11 protein-coding genes are annotated in these 14,704 nt (G+C 69.8%); 6 read left to right on the top strand and 5 right to left on the bottom strand.

Annotated elements, in window-relative coordinates; all coding sequences use genetic code 11:
* Positions 1 to 81: 81 nt before the first annotated feature.
* Positions 82 to 1,032, top strand: a complete 951-nt coding sequence (locus IPJ59_RS09230) for a hypothetical protein (protein ID WP_293270887.1) — start codon at positions 82 to 84, stop codon at positions 1,030 to 1,032.
* Positions 1,033 to 1,129: 97 nt separating this feature from the next.
* Entirely contained in the window at positions 1,130 to 2,377 is a 1,248-nt protein-coding gene (locus IPJ59_RS09225; protein WP_293270885.1) for a CapA family protein, read from the top strand.
* Here IPJ59_RS09225 and IPJ59_RS09220 read toward each other — a convergent pair.
* The gene (locus IPJ59_RS09220) at positions 2,310 to 3,413 is read right to left on the bottom strand and encodes a tRNA dihydrouridine synthase (RefSeq protein ID WP_293270883.1); all 1,104 of its coding nucleotides are present in this window, start codon (positions 3,411 to 3,413) and stop codon (positions 2,310 to 2,312) included. The genes IPJ59_RS09225 and IPJ59_RS09220 overlap by 68 nt on opposite strands.
* A 117-nt stretch (positions 3,414 to 3,530) precedes the next feature.
* On the opposite strand from IPJ59_RS09220, the gene IPJ59_RS09215 reads away from it, so the two are divergent.
* Both IPJ59_RS09215 and IPJ59_RS09210 read left to right on the top strand, forming a co-directional pair.
* Entirely contained in the window at positions 3,531 to 4,340 is an 810-nt protein-coding gene (locus tag IPJ59_RS09215) for a hypothetical protein (RefSeq protein WP_293270881.1), read from the top strand.
* A 200-nt stretch (positions 4,341 to 4,540) separates the two neighbouring features.
* Positions 4,541 to 5,008 carry an RNA recognition motif domain-containing protein gene (locus IPJ59_RS09210; RefSeq protein ID WP_293259696.1) on the top strand — a complete coding sequence of 156 codons (468 nt, stop codon included), beginning with the start codon at positions 4,541 to 4,543 and terminating at the stop codon, positions 5,006 to 5,008.
* Between the two features lie 85 nt (positions 5,009 to 5,093).
* On the opposite strand, the gene IPJ59_RS09205 is transcribed toward IPJ59_RS09210, so the two are convergent.
* The 4 genes from IPJ59_RS09205 to pyrC all read right to left on the bottom strand — a co-directional run bounded on the left by IPJ59_RS09205 (position 5,094) and on the right by pyrC (position 8,816).
* The gene (locus IPJ59_RS09205; RefSeq protein ID WP_293270880.1) at positions 5,094 to 5,396 is read right to left on the bottom strand and encodes a hypothetical protein; all 303 of its coding nucleotides are present in this window, start codon (positions 5,394 to 5,396) and stop codon (positions 5,094 to 5,096) included.
* Positions 5,397 to 5,541: 145 nt separating this feature from the next.
* Positions 5,542 to 6,630, bottom strand: coding sequence for a 6-phosphofructokinase (locus IPJ59_RS09200; protein WP_293259690.1), 1,089 nt, complete (start codon positions 6,628 to 6,630; stop codon positions 5,542 to 5,544).
* Positions 6,631 to 6,689: 59 nt separating this feature from the next.
* Positions 6,690 to 7,736 carry an aspartate-semialdehyde dehydrogenase gene (locus IPJ59_RS09195; RefSeq protein WP_293259687.1) on the bottom strand — a complete coding sequence of 349 codons (1,047 nt, stop codon included), beginning with the start codon at positions 7,734 to 7,736 and terminating at the stop codon, positions 6,690 to 6,692.
* Positions 7,737 to 7,778: 42 nt separating this feature from the next.
* Positions 7,779 to 8,816, bottom strand: coding sequence for a dihydroorotase (gene pyrC, locus IPJ59_RS09190; protein ID WP_293270878.1), 1,038 nt, complete (start codon positions 8,814 to 8,816; stop codon positions 7,779 to 7,781).
* A 150-nt stretch (positions 8,817 to 8,966) separates the two neighbouring features.
* Here pyrC and IPJ59_RS09185 point away from each other — a divergent pair, with 150 nt between their 5' ends.
* Both IPJ59_RS09185 and IPJ59_RS09180 read left to right on the top strand, forming a co-directional pair.
* Positions 8,967 to 10,541: an alkaline phosphatase D family protein gene (locus tag IPJ59_RS09185; RefSeq protein ID WP_293270876.1), complete on the top strand. Its 1,575-nt coding sequence runs from the start codon at positions 8,967 to 8,969 to the stop codon at positions 10,539 to 10,541.
* 2,177 nt (positions 10,542 to 12,718) lie between these two features.
* A complete protein-coding gene (locus IPJ59_RS09180) occupies positions 12,719 to 14,674 on the top strand; it encodes a carotenoid oxygenase family protein (protein ID WP_293270874.1) in 1,956 nt (651 codons plus the stop codon).
* Positions 14,675 to 14,704: the final 30 nt, after the last annotated feature.

Genomic DNA, 14,704 nt, shown 5'->3' with positions numbered 1-14,704 from the left:
CCCCGCAGCCGTGGCGGAAGGTCGACGCCCCGCCTTCCGCCCTAGCCCCCGCCGCCCGCCCGTTGCTATGGTGGCGCCCGCATGCCACGCCGCTCGTCCCTGGCCCCCGTCACCCTCGCCGCTGGCCTCCTGGTCGGCCTCGCCTCCCTCGCCTGTCAGCAGGGCGGCGAGACCAAGAAGACCGAACCCAAGAAGACCGAGACCCCGGCCGTGACCCCGCCGCCCGCCGACGAGAAGCGCGACCCCGGCACCAGCCTCGACAAGGCCGTCACCGCGATCGACCTCGCCGGCCCGGTCCCACCCGACGCCAGCGCCGTGTTCTTCACCGAGGACGGCGCCCTCATCCCGCTCGCCTGCTACCTCCACGACAAGAAGAAGCTCGCCAGCGGCAAGGACTGCCTCAAGCTCGTCAAGCAGGGCGACGAGGTCTACCTCAAGTCCCGCAACAGCGAGATCGTCGACAAGATCGGCGCCCCCAAGGACTCGCTGTGCGAGGTCGGCAGCGGCGGCACCCCGAGCAGCCTCTCGGTCCCCGCGGTCGATGGCGGCGCCGCCTTCGAGTACGCCGTCTCCCCGAAGTCGCTCGCCCGCAACGTCGTCATGCTCCCCGAGGACAGCTGGAGCGAGAAGAAGCCCTCCCTCTCCGCCGAGGAGATCGCCGCCCTCACCGCCCTCGCCAAGGTCGAGGGCGAGCTGACGATCCGCCAGGTCGCCCTCCAGGACCTCGACGCCGACAACGCCCCGGAGAAGATCGTCTCCATCTTCCAGATCAACCCGAAGGACAGCGAGCGCTACACCTTCGCCGGCGTGTTCGTCCAGCGCAGCAGCGCCCCCGCCACCTGGATCCCCATCCAGACCTCGACCAACGACACCCAGACCTACACCGTCTACGGCGCCCTCGACCTCGACGGCGACCGCAACCACGAGCTGTGGCTCAACGCCGTCACCACCGACGGCTCCGGCGGCGAGCGCATCTTCCAGCTCACCAAGGACGGCGCCACCGGCATCGGCAAGTGGTCCTGCGGCCTCTGAGCGATCGAGCCCGCGACCCGCCTCGCGGGCCACCTCCCAATCGCGACTGTGGCGCGCCCGCGGCGCCGCGGCCACGCTTTGGGCACACTCCGCCCCCGTGTCCGCGCGCGCGCTCTGGCTGCTCCCCGCCCTGCTCCTGGCATGCTCCGGCGGCGGCCCCACGCCGACCGCCCCCACACCCCCGCCACCGGCCGCAGCACCATCACCGGCCGCAGCAACCGCACCTGTCCCAGCAGACAGCCCACCTGTCCCAGCAGACAGCTCACCTGTCCCAGCAGACAGCCCACCACCCACCGCGGCCACCGCCCCCCTCGCCGCGATCGAGCTCACCTTCGTCGGTGACATCATCTTCGGCCGCTACCGCGGCGACAACACCTTCGACGCGATCCCCGGCCCCGACGACCACCCCTTCGCCGAGATCGCCGAGACGATGCGCTCCGACCTCCTGATCGGCAACCTCGAGACCCCGCTGACCCGCGACCTCCCCCAGAAGAGCCCGATCGGCGCCCAGTACCGCTTCGGCGCCTCCAAGCAGATGGCCCAGCACCTCGTCGACGGCGGCTTCACGGCCCTCAGCCTCGCCAACAACCACGCCTTCGACCTCCGCGCCCAGGGCATGCTCGACTCGCCGGCCATCCTCCGCGAGCTCGGCATCATCCCGCTCGGCGCCTCGCGCACGGAGGCCCCCCTGTTCCGCGTCGAGACCATCGAACGCAGCAACTGGAAGGTCGGCATCCTCGCCGTCACCGCCCGCCGCAACGCCCCCCACTTCGACGGCACCCCCGAGCTCCCCTTCCTCTCCACCACCGACTTCGACGCCCTCCTCAGCCCCGTCATCGCCGCCGCCCGCTCCAGCCACGACCTCATCATCGTGTTCGTCCACTGGGGCGAGGAGTACGCCGACGACCCCGCACCGCACCAGCGCCGCGCCGCGAAGGCCCTCCTCGACCACGGCGCCGACCTCGTCGTCGGCCACCACCCCCACGTCCTCCAGGGCATCGAACGCCACGGCCGCGGCGCCGTCGCCTACTCGCTCGGCAACTTCCTGTTCGAGAACACCCACGACATCCCCCGCCTCACCGGGGTCCTGCGCGCCCGCTTCACCGCCGAGCGCTGCCTCGAGACCCTCACCTTCCACCCCGCGTACATCAAGCGCATCCCCAGCAAGCACCCCGTCCCGGCCACCCGCGGGCTCGGCAAGCAGGTCCGCGAGCGCATGACCACCCTCAGCGCCAGCCTCGACACCAGCTTCGAGCTGCGCGGCGAGGACCTCACGCTCAGCAGCTTCCCCTGCACCCCCGCGACAGCGCCGGCGCCACCAGCTCCCACGCCGGCAGCACCTTGATCGCGTCAAACAGCGGCGCCAGCCCGGCGTCCATGTCGGCCGCCATCCGCAGCCACTGCTTCACCCGCGCCAGCGCTCGACTCGCGACCACCCCGCTCGCCAGCAACATCGCGTGGTAGCGGATGAGCAGCTCGGCCAGCGCCGCCTCGCTCATCCGCTCGTCCACCTGCCCGCGGATCTGCGCGAACAACTCCGGCCGCGCCATCGCCCCGCGACCGATCATGAAGGCCTCGCACTCGCTCTGGGCCGCACACGCCGCGAGGTCCCCCAGCTCCCGCAGATCGCCGTTGGCCACCACCGGCACCTTCACCGCCGCCCGCGCCAGCGCCAGCGCGTGCCACACCACCGGCGGCTGATACAGCTGCGCCCGCGTGCGCGCGTGCACCGTGATCCACGCCGCCCCGCCCGCCTCGGCCGCCCGCGCGACCTCCTCGATCCCCGCGCACGAGTCCCACCCGACCCGCATCTTCATCGTCACCGGCACATGCGCCGGCACCAGCGCCCGCGCCCGCCCGACGATCGCCTCGATCCGCCGCGGATACTTGAGCAGCGTCGCCCCACCGTCGTGGTTGTTCACCGTCTTCGCCGGACACCCAAAGTTGAGGTCAACCCCCAGCGCCCCGAGCGAGGCCGCCGTCCGGGCCGTCTGCGCCACCGGCTCCGGATCCCCGCCGAGCAGCTGCACGAACACCGGCACCCCCGCCGCCGTCCGCCCGCCGCGCTCGAGCTCCGGCACCTCACGCCGCAGCACCGCCGCCGGCACCGCGTCTCGCGTGACCCGCACGAACTCCGACACGCACACGCTGATCCCGCTGCGCCCGTCGTACAGCCCGGTCATCAGCTCGCGATACACCGCGTCCGTCACCCCATCCATCGGCGCCAGCGCCAGGTACAGGCCCGCCTCGTCCGGCCGCGTCGCCACCGTCGCCCGCGTCGCCCACACCGCACGCCAGCGCGCCGCAGCAGCGCTCGCAGCATCACGCCGCTGCCCCTCCACGCCCTCGCTCGCAGCATCACACTCCGCCGCCCTCGTCATGTTGATGCAACCAGACACCCGTACGCCTCGCGCGCGAGGGTACCTCGCTTTGCCCGCCTCGCACGCCGCTGCTACCCTCCCGGCCTTGCGTTAACTTCCCATGAAAGCAGGCTCCGCATGCTCCTTCGCCATCTCAGCATCCTGGCAGTTTCGCTCCCCCTCGCCGCCTGTGTGATCGACAAGGGCAACGACGACAGCAGCACCACCGCCGCCACCGACACCGCCACCGACACCGCCACCAGCGACGAGCCCACCGGCACCGCCAGCAACAGCTCCAGCGCCGACGACACCGGCGCCACCACCGGCGAGACCGGCCTGCCCAACAACCCCTGCATCGACACCCCGACCGTGCTCGCCGTCGACGAGCCCTCCCCGCTCGGCTTCTCCGCCGCCGAGCTGCTCGCCGGCAAGCTCGGCCAGCGCAGCACCACCCTCACCTTCGCCGGCGAACCCACCACCCTCAGCGACGACCTCAAGAACAAGCAGCTCCCACTCACCCTCGACCTCCGCCACGAGGGCGGCGAGGTCCGCTTCATCGACGCCGAGCCGAACCCCGACTACGACGACAGCGGCAACGAGAGCGGCCTCGGCGGCGAGTGCACGGACCGCCTCGAGGTCGACGTCGAGATCGACTTCGTCACCGCCGCCAAGGAGTTCGACGAGCACCGCCAGGCCACCCTCACCGCCACCACCGTCGAGCGCGCCGACCTCCGCCTTGAGCTCGCACCCCCCGGCCTCATGGGCACCCTCGATCCCACCACGGTCTACTCCGACCCCGCGTGGGTCCTCACGGCCCTCGAGCTGGACGGCATCTGGCAGGGCAGCGCCGCCGGCGGCAGCGTCCTGAACGAGGTCCACGTCGGCGGCGACAACGGCACCGTCGGGTTCGGCCCGCTCGCCGCCTGGGGCGACCCCATCGGCCTCTGACTCAGACTCTGGCTCGGCCTGACCTGGCGCGCGGCCCCTCACTCACGCCCGTGACGATCGAGCCTGCAGCCGCGCGCCTCATGCAGTAGACTGCGGCCCTCGCCGGGGTCCCCCGCGCATCCAACCAATCGAGCCACATTGCACTCCTACCTGTCCCAAGCCACCACCCCTGCCCTCCACGCCCGATCGAGAGGTGACTCGTGAGCAACTACTACTCCCCAGGAAAGCGCCAGCGCGAGTCCGTCCAGGCCCGTAAGAAGCAGGAAAAGGCACAGGAGCGGGCAGAGAAGCGTGCGCGCGGACCCCGCGAGCTCCCCGTCGTCAGCGCCGACGAGATCAACGGCAACCTCCCCTCCATCGCCGACGCGATGAAGAACATCGAGAACCCCGGCCTGGTCGAGCGCTCCGCCTCCGGCATCCGCGTCCGCCTGTTCGTCGGCAGCCTCAGCTCCGCCACCTCAGACTCCGACCTCCGCGCCGCCTTCGAGGCCTTCGGCCCCGTCGTCGACGCCGTCGTCATGGTCGAGCGCGGCACCAACATCTCCCGCGGCTTCGGCTTCGTCACCATGGGCAACCGCAAGGACGCACCCCGCGCCATCGAGGCCCTCCACGGCTCCGAGCTCAAGGGCAGCCTCATCGTCGTCAACGTCGCCACCGAGCGCCGCTGAGCTGGCCACGCGTCGGCTGCCTAGTGGCCGCTACATAGTGGCCACTACACCGTGCCCGCGACACCGTGCCCGCGACGCGCCCCCTTCAACCTCTGGGCAGCCCCAGCTCGAGCTGTCGATCCTGCTCCGCCGACCACGGCACGAGCAACAGCTCGTAGCTGCGCGCCTGCACCGGCTCGCCAAACGCGTCGCGCCGCTTGACGATGCGACACACGAAGCCGCTCGGCGTCAGCCGACGGCTCGCCATCAGCTCCCAGATCGCCTGCTCCACCGCCTCCACGCCGTGCCCGAGCCCGACCATCGCGTCGACGATCTGCCCCATGGCGACCCCGCGTTCGCCCGCCTTCCCGGCCTGCTCGACGATCGCCTCGCTGAACTGCTCGCCCATCGGACGCGCAGCATGGCCCGACTCACGCCGCCTGGCAACCGCCCAGAACACCCGCGTATCCGCCAACAAACGCCGTTCCTACAACCTGTCCCAAAGGCCAGGCCATCGCCCGCTAGCGATCGCCGAAGCTGATCCCCGGCGCCCGCTAGCGATCGCCGAAGCTGATCCCCAGCGCCCGCGCGTGCCCGACGATCTGCGCCTCCGGCTCGACGCGACGCACCCGCGCCACCGCGCTCGCCAGCGACACGATGCGGATGTCCGGCGGCTGCGACGACACCAGCACCCCCGACTCGCCGCGCAGCGCCGCCTCGACCGCCTCCACCCCGAGCCGCGTCGCCAGCAGTCGGTCGTACGCGGTCGGCGTCCCACCCCGCTGCACGTGCCCCAGCACCGTGACCCGCAGCTCGACCCCCGGCAGCAGCGCCGCGATCCGATCCGCCGCCCGCTGCGCCGCGCCGCCGTGGATCTTCGCCCCACGCGCCCGCGGGCCGCCATCCGTCTCGCTCCGCGCCTGCGCCCCCTCGGCCACCACGATCAACGCGAAGCGCCGCCCGCCACCGAGGATCCGCCGCAGATCGCGAACCACCACGGCCGGCTCATACGCCAGCTCGGGCAACAAGATCACGTCGGCCCCGCCCGCCATCCCGGTGTGCAGCGCGATCCACCCGGCGTCGCGCCCCATCACCTCGAGCAACATGATCCGGTCGTGCGACTCCGCCGTGGTCCGCAGCCGGTCGAGCGCATCAGTGGCCACCTGCACGGCCGTGCCGAAGCCGAAGGTCTCGACCGTGGCGTCGAGGTCGTTGTCGATCGTCTTCGGCACCCCGATCACCGGCAGCCCGAGCTCCTGCAGCTTGAGCCCGATCGCCTGCGAGCCGTCGCCGCCGACCGTGATCAACAGCTCGATGCCCAGCTCGCGCGCCCGGACCAGCAGGGCCCCCGAGAGGTCCTGCACGCTGCCGTCCGCGCCGTGGTACGCGAAGGGATCTCCGCGGTTGCTGGTGCCGAGGATCGTCCCGCCCTGGGCCAACAGCGGGCGTACCTCCTCCGGCGTCAACTTGCGCACCACCGCCGGTTTGTTCGGCAGCAACCCGTCGAGCCCGTCCTCCACCCCGAGCACCTCGATCCCCCGCGCACACGCGTGCAGCACCACCGCGCGGATCACCGCGTTGAGCCCCGAACAGTCCCCGCCGCCCGTGTTGATCGCCAGTCGACGGATCTGCCGCATTGTCATCACCTGTCCTTCAAACCGCCATCTTTTCGCCGAGCCTCATCATTGTCATCACCTGTCCTTCAAGGCAGCATGCCCGGCGCCTGCAATGTCGGGTCGGCCGCCGGGAACCAGCGCGCCGCGATCCGCACCGCGTTGGTCGCCGCACCGACCCGCAGGTTGTCACCGGCCACCGTCAGACACAGCCCGCGCCCCAGCGCGTCGCGTGCGTCGAGCCGCATGCGCCCGACCAGCGCCCGGTCCCGGTCCTGCACGCACGCCAGCGCCGACAGCCCGACGCCCTCGCTGCCTGGAAACACCCGCACGAACGGCGCCCCGCGCTCATCGGCCAGCGTCGCCTCGGCCTCGGCCAGCGTCAGCGGCCGCTCGCACTCGATCCACACCTGCTCGTAATGCCCGACCGCCACCGGCACACGGCAACATTGGGCCGAGATCGCCAGCTCGGGCGCCGCGAGGATCTTGCAGCTCTCCGCCATCAGCTTGCGCTCCTCCGCCGAGAACCCGCCCTCGTCGGTCCTCGCGTTATGCGGCACCGTGTTGCCCACATAACCCGCGGGCGCCAGCTGCTGTCCGAGCCGGTCCGGGCTTTGATACCCGACCCGCGCCTCCAACAAAAACTGATCGAGCACCGCCAGCCCCGCCCCGCTGATCGCCTGATACGACGCCACCGTGACCCGCCCGAGCCCGAAGCGCCGACGCAATGGCCCCAGCACCAGCGCCAGCGGTATCGTCGTGCAATTCGGGTTGGCCACCAGCGAGGTCCCAGCATCGACCAGCCCGTCGTTCACCCCCGCGACCACCAGCGGCACCGCCGGATCGAGGCGATAGGTGTTGCTCTTGTCGATCACCTTGTAGCCCAGCGCCCGCAGGCGCGGCACGTAGCGCGCGCTGTGCTCGTCGTCCAGCGCCACGAAGGCCAGCTGCCCGCCGACCGCGTCCACCGCGTCGAGCGCCTCGGCCCCGCGCACCGCGTAGTGCCGACCCTCCACCTCGAGCGCCTGGTCGCGGCTCGCATACAGCTCGAGCGCGCAGCCCGGCCACGCCCGCGGCAACAGGTGCAGCAACTCGCGACCGACCAGACCCGTGGCACCGAGGATGCAGATACGCATGCGCCGCGCAGCCTAACAAACGCCGCGCCTCCACGCGAGCGCCTACACCAGCCGCCAACCGACCTCCGCACCCGCCCGCAGCGGCACCAGCTCCTCCGCGCCCAGCGAATAGCTCGCCGGCACCGTCCACGCCTCATCGATCAGCCGCACCCGCTCCGTGTTCACCGGCAGCCCGTAGAACCGCGGCCCGAACCGGCACGCGAAGCCCTCGAGCCGGTCGATCGCCCCCGCCGCCGCGAACGCCTCCGCGTACAGCTCGATCGCCGCGTGCGCCGTGTAGATCCCCGCGCAGCCGCACGCCGCCTCCTTGGCCGTACGCGCGTGCGGGGCGCTGTCCGTGCCGAGGAAGAAGCGCGGCTCCCCGCTGGTCGCCGCCTCGACCAGCGCCACGCGATGCGCCTCGCGCTTGAGCACCGGCAGGCAGTACGCGTGCGGCCGCAGCCCGCCCGCGAACATCGCGTTGCGACTGAGCAACAAATGATGCGCCGTGATCGTCGCCGCCACGTTGGCCCCCGCCGCGCGCACAAAGGCCACCGCCTCGCGCGTCGTGATGTGCTCCACCACCACCCGCAGCCCCGGAAACTTCGCCAGCAGCGGCGCCAGCTCACGATCAAGAAACACCGCCTCGCGGTCGAACACATCCACGCTCGCGTCGGTCACCTCTCCGTGCACCAGCAACGGCAGCCCGCACGCCTGCATGGCCTCGAGGACAGGTGCCAGCCCACGCAGCCCCGTCACCCCCGCCGCCGAGTGGGTCGTCGCCCCCGCCGGATACAGCTTGACCGCATACACCACCCCGCTCTCGCGGGCCCGCAGCACCTCCTCGGGCGTCGTCGCGTCGGTCAGGTACAGCGTCATCAGCGGCGTGAAGCGCCCGACCAGCGCCTCGGGCAGCGCCGCGACGATGCGCTCGCGGTACGCGATCGCCATCGCGGTCGTCGTCACCGGCGTCTTGAGATTCGGCATGACGATCGCCCGCGCGAACTGCCGGGCTGTGTGCGGCAACACGGCCCGCAGCGCCTCGCCGTCGCGCAGGTGCAGGTGCCAGTCATCGGGCCGCGGGATCTCGATCGTCGCCATCGCGGCGCGAGCGTACCGCACGCCCTCGCGACCCGTCACGCCGCGTCCGACCCACAAACCCCCGGCCCGCCCTGCCCCCAACCCCACCCACGAAACGTCACACCCGCGTGCTCCTCGCGTCATTCACCCGCGCCATAAACTGCCCCCGCCATGCCCGCAGACCTCCCGCGCCGCGACTTCCTCCGCCTCGGCAGCGCCGCCCTGCTCGCCCTCCACGGCTGCGGCGACGACGGCCCCGGCCTCGCCAGCGACAGCAGCAGCGACGCCACCACCGATGCCACCACCAGCTCCACCGGCAGCCCCCAGCTCCCCACCACGAGCGGCCCGACCGGCGACACCAGCACCGGCGAGCTCGACCCCACCACCACCACCACCGCCAGCAGCACCACCGACGCGACCACCACGCAACCTGTCCCCGAGGACATGGGCACCCCTGACGATCTCTGCCCCGGCGAGCCCCTCGACTTCGACCCCGAGGCCCTCCCGCTCGACCTCGACGCCTTCCCCGGCGCCCTCATGGCCGGCTCGATGCGCCCCACCTCGTTCCTGTTCGCGACCTGCTGCGCCACCCCGGGCCCCAGGCTCCTGCGCGTGTGGCAGCCCGGCGAGCGCCCCGGCAGCGTCTCACTCATCCGCGAGCTCATGCTCGAGACCGACGCCGACGGCTACGTACAACAGCTGGTCGACGGCCTGTGCCCCGGCACCTGGTACCACTACGGCCTGTTCAGCGTCGACGAGCAGGGCCAGCCGCTCACCCGCGCGATCCTCTGCGAGGTCCGCACCGCCCCCGCCGACGACGTCCTGGAGCCCCTCACGATCGCCGTCACCTGCTGCAACGGCATCGCCAACGCCCCCTGGCCCGCCCTCCTGCGCGGCGCCGACGAGTACTACGACGTCTTCCTCCACCTCGGCGACATGGCCTACAACGACGCCGCCGTCACCCAGGCCGACTACCGCGCCAGCTGGAAGAACTACCTCCGCGTCGACGACGGCGAGCCCCGCGGCATGGCCCTCGCCTACAGCCGCGCCGGCCTCTACTGCACCCTCGACGACCACGAGGTCACCAACGACTTCAACCCCGAGACCATCGACCCCGCCCGCCTCCAGACCGCCCTCGCCGCCTACTTCGAGGCCATCCCGATCACCGACGAACCCCAGGGCTTCCGCGTGTGGCGCAGCTACCGGTGGGGCCAGACCGCCGAGTTCATCATCCTCGACTGTCGCACCGAACGCCTGCCCTCGCAGGGCCAGTACCTCGGCCCGGAGCAGATGGCCTGGCTCAAGCAGCGCCTCACCGACAGCCCCTGCCACTTCAAGATCGTCCTCAACTCGGTGCCGATCACCAACATGCCGAACCTATGGGACCTCGTCGCCTACGATCGCTGGGAGGGCTACCCCGAGCAGCGCGACGAGCTCCTCGGCTTCATCCACGACCAGGCGATCCGCAACGTCTGGTTCCTCAGCGGCGACCTCCACACCTGCTTCGTCGGCCAGATCCAGCCCGGCAGCGACGGCGTGCTCGCCAAAATGCAGGAGATCGCCGTCACCGGCGGCAACACCAACCCGCTCGGCAACTTCCTGCCCGACCAGCAATTCCCCTTCCATTCGTCGGACGCCCACGCGCTGGTCCTCACATTCGACCCCGCCGCCGACGAGGTCCTGGTCCGCTTCATCGACCCCAGCACCGGCGAGGATGCCTACGCCGAGACCCTGGCGCAGAAGTGAGCCCGCGGCGGCCGCCACCCGGCGCCCCCCGGAGTCCTGCCATGCTCGTGTACGGGAGCTCCACTTGAGCGACAATACCGTGGCTACCCCGTTGCGGAGCGGTCGGCCTCGTAGGCAGCCGGCCTCGTCGACATCCGGCCTGCCTTCGGGATCACCTCATGAAACTCGTCAAGAAGCACATTCTACGCCCGGCCCCTGGAGCGACGCTGCTCGATTGGCTCCCTCGTTTACTCCTCGGAGCCTCTCTCGCCTGTGGCCCGCAGAAACCCGGTGGATCGAGCGCAAGCGGGAGTGAAGAATCAGGACCGGCAACGGAAGCCTCTGCCGACAGCGGAGCGACGGCGCAAATACCCACGAGCACTGGTAGCACCAGCACCGGTACCGGCCCTAGCACCACCACCGACGATCCATCGACCTCTTCGACCGCCAGCACTGGAGAACCGGTTCATGGGGAGTGGTTTGGAAGGTACTCCACAGGATTCTTCGGGTCTGTCACCTTTCATCCGTGTGGTGAGGACGACTTCTGGGATGTCGTCGATGGCTCCCTTCCAGAATTTGTGATATGCCCCCAGCAACCGCTGTGGCTACGAGTCATCGGCACCGTGACGAAGGACAAGGACTCGACCTTTATCTCGGTCGAGACGATTGTTGTAGGCCCCTGTGCAATCGGAAGTTGCGAACAGCCAGACGCGCTGGACAAGTGTGGCGATTTTGCGACATTGTGCGAATGAGCATAAAGCCACCGGCTCGGCCAACGCAGGCTGCGGCCCTGGCCTCAGCTCGAAGTGGACAACCTGCACCCAAGTGAGGATTTGAAGCTATGTCACGAAATTCTGCCAAGGCCTGCCTTCGGATCACTTCATGAAGCTCCTCAGGAAGCACGTTCTACGCCCGGGTCCTGGAGCGACGCAGCTCCACTGGCTCCCTCATTTCCTCCTCGGGGCCTCTCTCGCGTGTGGCCCGCAGCAACCTGGTGGATCGAGCGCAAGTGGGAGTGAAGAATCAGGACCGGCAACGGATGCCTCTACGGACAGCGGAGCGACTGCGCAAATACCCACGAGCACGGGTAGCACCAGCACCACCACCACTAGCACCACCACCGACGATGCATCGACCTCTTCGACCGCCAGCACTGGAGAACCGGTTCACGGGGAGTGGTTTGGAGAGTACTCCACAGGATTCTTCGGGTCTGTCACCTTTCATCCGTGTGGTGGGGACGACTTCTGGGATATCGTCGATGACTCCCTCCCCTACTTTTTAATATGCCCCCAGCAACCATTGTGGCTACGAGTCATCGGCACCGTGACGAAGGACAAGGACTCGACCTTTATCTCGGTCGAGACGATTGTTGTAGGCCCCTGTGCAATCGGAAGTTGCGAACAGCCAGACGCACTGGACAAGTGTGGCGATTTCGAGACCCTTTGCAAATGAGTATGAAACCGCCGGCTCGGCCAACGCAGACTGCGGCCCGTCGTCGTCGCTGGCGTTTTTTGCGCCGAGTATGTTGAATGTGTCCATCAATCTCTGGATGGGCGTCGTGTGCTCAGAGATCTGGCGCGTCCTGTTACTTGCAACCATACTCTCGCCCGTGAGCCTCGCACCGAATAGTGCCAACCTGAGCGTTGGAATCTGCTCCCGGCTCAGCATCCAGCTGGAGCTCGCAATCATCGGCGCTATCAAACAACCATGTGCGACCACGTCTATATACATATTCGCAGATCCGATCACAATTGATCCCCATCCGGTCGTCTAGCTCCAAGGTCTTGAGCAATTCCTCGATGTCTGACTCATGGAGCACCTCCTCAAGCACAACGTCTTCCGTGGGCGGATTACATGGTTCGCTCGTCTCACACCCAGCGATGTATGGCAAGAGCGTGGTAATGATGAGTGTGATGACACGCATCTGAGGATGCTGCCATGGACCGCGCTAGCCGACCAGGGATCGCGTCAGGGCCCCGCACGTCGCGGCGGGAACGCCCCGCTCACCCGCTCGCCACCCTCGAATCGAAGCAGCGGGTCGTGAGGCGAATGCTTGGGCCATGGCTCGCGGGATCGCTCGCCCAGTTTGGGGCTGCCGCCGTCCAACTCCGCGCTCCCTTGAGCTTGCGCACGAACACCTGGGCACCCCTGGGCATGCCCAGCGCCGCTCATTGTGCCTGACGATGGACGCCACGCGGATGGCCGACCCCAAAGACGACACCCCGCTGACCGCGGACACACCGATCCCCGTCGGCCCCTGGCGCGCCATGCCCACCTCGATGCTGAGCACCGGTGGCGAGGAGGTCATGGCGACCCACCGCACCCTCGAGCTGCGCCCGCTCGGCGGCAAGCTCCCCGCCGACCTCGACGGCCACGTCTTCATCGCCGGATCGATCGCCACCCCCGGCCGGCCCGCCTTCTCCGGCGAGGGCACCGTCTACCGCCTCGACCTCGGCGACGGCAAGGTCGCCCTCAAGCAGGCGGTGTTCCGTCCGCCCTGCTTCCTCCTCGACCACGCCCTGCAGGCCACCGGCCACCACGGCATGCTCGGCTTCCACGACCTCGGCCTGACCCGCCTGTCGCCGCTGCTCGGCGTCCGCACCGTGCTGAGCAACTCGCCGATCGCCCTGCACGACCGCATGATCATCACCACCGACGCCGGCCGTCCGTGGGAGTTCGACCCGATCTCGCTCGAGCTCGTCACCCCGATCGGCAAGACCGACGAGTGGATCGGGGCGATCCCCGCCCCGTGGGTGTTCCCGCTGCACCTCGCCTCCGCCCACCCCGCCGAGGACCCGCGCACCGGCGAGTTCTTCACCGCCAACTACGTCAACCCCGGCGCCGGCCAGGCCGGCCTCACCCACCTCATCCGCTGGCACCACCGGGCCCACCTCGAGCACTTCCAGCTCATCGACGACAACGGCGACCCCGTCGTCATCGCCCAGTGCATCCACCAGATCGCCGTCACCCGCAACCACGTCATCCTGCAAGACTCGGCCTTCGTCGTCGAGATGGGCCAGATGGCCCTCGACGCCGCCGCCCTGCTGCTCCCCGGCATCCCCGTGCGCGAGCTGTTCGGCGACAATCAGATGGAGGCCCAGCGCCCCACCACCGTGCTCTACCTGGTCGCCCGCAGCGACCTGCGCCCGCGCAGCGGCGGCCCGGCCTCCGAGCCCACCCCGGTCCGCTGCATCCGCGTCGAGATCCCCGGCGAGTCGGTCCACTTCTTCGCCCAGTACGACGACGACGAGAAGCTCGAGATCATCATCCCCCACACCCCCACCCTCGACGTCTCCGAGTGGGTCCACGAGGGCGAGCTCATGCTCGACGGCTCGCGCGCCAGCGAGGACATCACGGGCATGCAGGTCCCCTGCGCGCTCACCCAGGGCACCCTCGCCGTCCACACGATTGACCCCCGCACCGGCGAGCTGCTGGCCGCCCGCCTCACCCGCAGCGACGAGACCTGGGGGCTCGCCCTCGGCACCCACGCGCCGCCGGTCAACGGCCGCATCGAGACGATCTACTTCAACACCAGCGGCTTCGCCCCCGAGCTGGTCCCCCAGCGCATCCTCAAGACCTATCACGACCGCGTCGACGCGGCCCTCATGCCGATCAAGACCGGCAAGGCCCCGCGCCTGCTCGCCTTCGAGGTCGCCACCAGCACCCTCACCAGCTACCTGTGCCCGCGCGGGTGGAGCATGCTCTCGCCCACCTTCGTGCCCCGCCGCGGCGGCCCCGGCGGCCCACACGACGGCTACCTCCTCTGCCTCGCCCACGCCGCCGACTCGGTCCCACGCCCCCACGACACCAGCGGCGAGGAGGTGTGGATCTTCGACGCCGCCGACATCACCGCCGGCCCGCTCTGCCGCCTCGGCCACCCCGAACTCGACTTCGCCTTCACCGTCCACAGCACCTGGGTCCCCGAGCTCCGCCCGAGCCCCCGCGACTACCGCGTCCGCATCTTCGAAGACCTCGACCTGAACCAGGTCACCCGCCGCTCCTTCGGCCAGCTCGCCTTCTGGGACCTGTTCTCCGCCGCCGTCTCGGCCGCCATGCAGCACGACAAGATCAACCGCCTGATCATCGACGAGGTCCTGCCCCAGTTCCCCGGCGAGCCGAACCAATCTGTCCCCAGAGACAGCGACGAGACCTGAGCGCCGCACCTGTCCCCGAGGACAGCCACA

The sequence above is a fragment of the Nannocystis sp. genome, assembly GCF_016714285.1.
Classification (GTDB): domain Bacteria; phylum Myxococcota_A; class Polyangia; order Nannocystales; family Nannocystaceae; genus Nannocystis.
Note: the sequence above shows the minus strand (reverse complement) of the source record. Positions and strands in the feature narration are given on the sequence as shown.